Origin of the sequence: Lactobacillus sp., from assembly GCF_051893255.1 — a bacterium.
In the GTDB taxonomy this organism is placed as follows: Bacteria; Bacillota; Bacilli; order Lactobacillales; family Lactobacillaceae; genus Lactobacillus.
Genome location: NZ_JBJFHB010000001.1, coordinates 1 through 4502 on the forward strand (window position 1 = coordinate 1; position 4502 = coordinate 4502).

3 protein-coding genes and 1 tRNA gene are annotated in these 4502 nt (G+C 48.2%); 1 reads left to right on the forward strand and 3 read right to left on the reverse strand.

Annotation, left to right across the window (positions count from 1 at the left end; all coding sequences use genetic code 11):
- Positions 1-552: 552 nt before the first annotated feature.
- Genes ACI4WN_RS00005 through ACI4WN_RS00015 form a run of 3 tightly spaced genes read right to left on the reverse strand, consistent with a single transcriptional unit; the run spans position 553 to position 4310 of the window.
- On the reverse strand, positions 553-2133 hold the full coding sequence (locus ACI4WN_RS00005) for a Rib/alpha-like domain-containing protein (RefSeq protein WP_439776428.1): 1581 nt from the start codon (positions 2131-2133) through the stop codon (positions 553-555).
- 11 nt (positions 2134-2144) lie between these two features.
- Entirely contained in the window at positions 2145-3011 is an 867-nt protein-coding gene (locus ACI4WN_RS00010) for an NAD(P)H-hydrate dehydratase (protein WP_439776429.1), read from the reverse strand.
- Between the two features lie 18 nt (positions 3012-3029).
- The gene (locus ACI4WN_RS00015) at positions 3030-4310 is read right to left on the reverse strand and encodes a serine hydrolase (protein WP_439776430.1); all 1281 of its coding nucleotides are present in this window, start codon (positions 4308-4310) and stop codon (positions 3030-3032) included.
- Between the two features lie 107 nt (positions 4311-4417).
- Here ACI4WN_RS00015 and ACI4WN_RS00020 point away from each other — a divergent pair.
- Positions 4418-4501, forward strand: a tRNA-Leu gene (locus ACI4WN_RS00020).
- Position 4502 lies beyond the last annotated feature (1 nt).

Below are 4502 nucleotides of genomic sequence, written 5' to 3' on the forward strand. Positions count from 1 at the left end.
ACCTCGACAAAGCTTGGCACCAAGATGCTTAAAGTTAAAATCAATGCAGCAAATAAGTGGGCCAGCCTTATTAACTTTTTCTCCTTAAGCTTCCTCATCTTTCACATCACCTACATTGCAACCACAAAATATCTATAACAAAATCAACAACACACAATCTATCTTGCATAAGTTTTATCTTCAGCTAAAATGTGACCGCTATAGATACCGATTGATGGATAATATTTCTAAAAGCTTTTTTAAATAGTCATTTTCCACTATGCCTATTTAAAAAAGCTTATTATACCAGTATTTTAACGATTTGTTACACCTTTATCATAAGCTAATTGTATTGATAACTCAAGATAAAATCTAAAAACAGTTATTACTTTTTTAAAATGATTTAGAACTATGATTAATTAAATGATTGCTGTTTAATTATTAAGGCAATTAAATCCAATGATCATGGGCAATAATTAGGTAAACAAAAAGGCTTTCTCTGAAAACAGGGAAAGCCTTTCTTAGATATTTCTTATCAGCAACTCTTAATTATTTATCACTAAAACTTAAGAGCTACTTGTACTTGATGACAATCTTGGTGCCGACCTTTAGCTTGCCGGAAGTTCTTTGACCATACAGCCAGCGCGCATCGCTTAGAGACAAGCGGATGCAGCCGGATGAGTCAGGCTTGGTCCCCAAAACTGTCAGGTGAGCCGTGCTGCCCACGCCGCCATAACCGTAGTGGAAGCCGCCGTATCTTATTCCTGAATTGTAATTATTGATTGGAACAGAGTGAATCAGATAATCGCTGCCATGGTAAGTCATGTAGTATCTTGCCCCAACGCCATCGCTTGACATGAAGGAACCACCATAAGCTGGTAACAAGTGGAAGGTGCCACGTGGAGTATCGCTTTGATACTTGCCATTGGTCATTTCAAAGCGGCCAGCTGAGGAGTACATGGTGTAGATCACCTTTTTACCGCTCATCACGTAAACCCGGTTGCCCAAGATAGACACTCTCAGCCAAACCTTCTTGTAGTTGGCCAGGTTTGGATATGCGCGCTTTTCACTGGACTTGAAGTAGTAGTGACCAGTCTTAGCCCGCATGTCAGCTGGGTCGTAGTATGGAGCGTTAGCAGGCTTGTGGCGGGTGATCTTGTAAGTTACCTTAACCTTTTGGTTCTTGGTCTTGCTGGTCACCGTCTTGGCCTTAATGGTGGTCTTGCTCCGCTTGTAGTTCTTGATCGCTGGAACCTTGTATTTGGCCCACTTGCCCTTGGACCACTTGCCGTAAGTCTTCTTTGACTTAGTGGAAGTCTTGGTCAACTTGCCATCCTTGTAGGTCTTAGTCGTGGTAGTGGTCGTAGTTACCTTTCTTACCAGCTTGGCCTTTTGCTTGATGGTCTTGTTTTTACCAGGACGGTCCAAAACAATCTTTCTGGTCTTAGTCAGGTATTCCTTCTTAGTCGACTTCTTAGTGCGAGTCTTGGTCGTCACCACTGACGTAACCTTAATGGAAACCGGCACTTCGTCAGTTGAGCCATCAGTATAGGTAACGACAATGGTGGCCTTAACCGTGCCAGCCTTGGCCGTTGAAGGAGCCGTCTTAAAGGCGTAACCCTTCACGTTCTTCAGGCTAGTCTTGTTGCTAATGCCATCTGCAGCGTTTAAACTGCTACCCACCTTAACTGACCAGTCAGATTTAGCAACCGGCGTATTTTGGCTGGCGTAGGTGGTCACGACGACATCAACATCAACTTCATCAGTTGACCCGTCAGTGTAGGTCACAACTACCGTAGCTTTCTTAGTGCCGGCAGTTGATACATCTGGCGTGGTCTTCCAGGCGTAGCTTTGGACATTGGTCAAATCAGATGCGTTCTTGATCGCACTTTTGGCATCTGGCGTCGTACCCACCGTAGTCGTGACGCTTTGGCCAGTTGGGTCCTCGCTGTCAGCCTGGGTCTTTTGACTCGTGCTGTCAGTGGTCCCTGTGGTACTAGTGCTGTCAGTTGCAGTCGTATCAGTGCTGGACTTAGTGGTGTCAGTCGTTTGCGTAGCAGTATCAGTATCCGCATAAGTTTGACTAGCCCCGCTCAGCAAGAGCAAGGATACAGCCGCTGCTGACAGGGCCGTAATATACTTTGATTTCTTCATATTTGCCTCCATTACCTGCTTTCACTTTTTAAACTCAGCCGCTTCATTACCTGCGGTAAATGCTCTGAGAGCCTCGTTGGCAAAACCAGGTAGTTATCTTGATAAAGGTCATCTCCGGCTAGAGAGTGGCAGTATACCGCCGCTAGGACGCTGTCCAGCCTTGGACCAAACTGGGCTAAAAAAGCGCCCGTGATCCCGGCCAGCGTATCGCCCATCCCGCCGGTGGCCATGCCCGGATTGCCTGCGGAATTTTGGTAAAGACTGCCAGCCAGATCATACACCCGCGTTCGATGACTTTTCAGTACCAGTATAACATTCTTTACTTTTTCAGAAAATAAATCAGCTAACGCCTTAAGGTTTTCTTGATCGCTTTGATCAGCGATCTTAATGCCGCTGAGCCGCTGCCATTCCATCTGGTGGGGGGTTAAGACAAGCAGACCAGCCTTGATCTTGGAAATTAATTCTGGCTCTTGGGCCAAGAGCGTTAATCCACTGGCATCGATGAGCAGGGTCTGCTTTTCAGTGATAGTTTCCAGAACCTTGCAAAAAATATTTTTGGCTTGCTCATCTGTCCCGAGACCCGGCCCTAAGACAATGACGTCCTTTTTCGCCACTTGGTCTAAAAGACTTGCGTCGTACAGGTCAATGGCCATGGCTTCAGGCAGGCGGGTTCTTAAAGGAATCACGTTGCTGGGATCAGTCGCGACCGTGGTTAAGCCGGCGCCGGCCATCACGGCCCCTTCAGCTGCCATCAGGATGGCGCCGCCATATTGCTTAGACCCGCCAATTAAGAGGATCCGGCCGTAAGTCCCCTTGTGGCTGATGGCTGGCCGGGGTCTGACGACTTTGGCTGCTAGCTCTTCATCAATGATTTTCATCTGTTAGATCTTTTCTGCTTACTTGCCAAACAGGCTCCGCCACAAGCGGACGAAGAAGTTGGCCGTACCGTTGTCCGCCGTAGCGACAGCCGACGTGGTCAGCTTTTTCCCGCTAAGAGATACTAGCTTGCCATTAGAAGTGGAGAAGCCGTAACTAGCAACCTTTTGCCCCTTCTTGATTGGGGAAGAGGCAGAAGTCTTGGTCAAAGCGGTTTGCAGCTTAGCGCCCTTCTTGACCCAAATAGTCGTGGTCTTGCCGATGACAACCTTGCTGGTTTCGCTCTTGCCTTCTGGCACCTTGATGGAACTGGCACCGCTAATGCTGGTCCCCTTCTTCAAGGTGGTTACCGTGTAGTTATTGTAAACATAGTGCATCAGCTTGGCCGTTTGGACAAAGCGGGATGCGTCTTGGGTGTTGGCATGCTTGGCCCCTAAAACGACGGTGATGATCCGGTGACCATTTTTATTCACGGTCCCAGCAAAGCATGCCCCAGCCTTGTCAGTCGTCCCGGTCTTCAAGCCGTCCACTGGCAGGTCAGAGTAGTAGCTGTTTAAGCCCTTCAGCATCCAGTTCCAGTTGGTCATCTGCTGGGTGCTGGAACCAGCCGTAAAGTTCAGCTTGGTAATCGACGTGGTGTTCAAAACTTCTGGGTAGTCGCTGAGCAGCTTTTGGCAAACGGTGGCCATGTCGCTAGCAGACATTTCGTTTTCCACGTTCTTGCCCACGCCCGGATAGCCGGCGCTGCCCAAGTTGCCGTTGGCCAGACCGCAGGCGTTGTAAATCTTAGCGTCCTTGATCCCCCAGCTGGCTAAGAGAGCACGCATCTTTTTGACAAAAGTGACCTGGTCGCCGGAAACGGCCTTGGCCAAGGTCATGGCGGCCCCGTTGGCTGACTCGATCAAGGTTGCCTGGTAGAGCTGCTTGATGGTGTAGTCCTGGGTGCTGTCTAGGCGCACATTAGAATATTCGGTGTTTTGGCTGACCTTGGCAATTGCCTTGGTTGGCTTGACCTTGGTGTCCCAGGATAGCTTCCCTTGCTTGATGGCTTGCAGGGTCAGGTAAACCGTGATCAGCTTGGTCATGGACGCAATAGAGCGCGGAGTATTTGCGTTTTTCGCGTACAAAACTTGGCCGGTACTGGCATCGATGGCAATGGCGGCCTTAACGTCTAAGCTCAAATCTTGACTCTGGTAGCTGGATACAGCAGCTTGTGCCGGCTTGGTAAAGCCTGCTGCACCGGTCAGGAATAGTCCACTTGCTGCCAAAACGAGCAGCAGTTTTTTGAGTTTCTTTAACAAAATAATGCCTCTCTTCAAAAAAATCGTAAAAAACTTTCAATTAGCACTTCCATTTTACCAAATTTTTGGTATTATTAAATATGTGCTTAGGGCACAGGAAAAGAAAAGCCCACTTGGCGGAATTGGCAGACGCGCAGCGTTCAGGTCGCTGTTCTGGCAACAGAGTGAAGGTTCGACTCCTTTAGTGGGCAT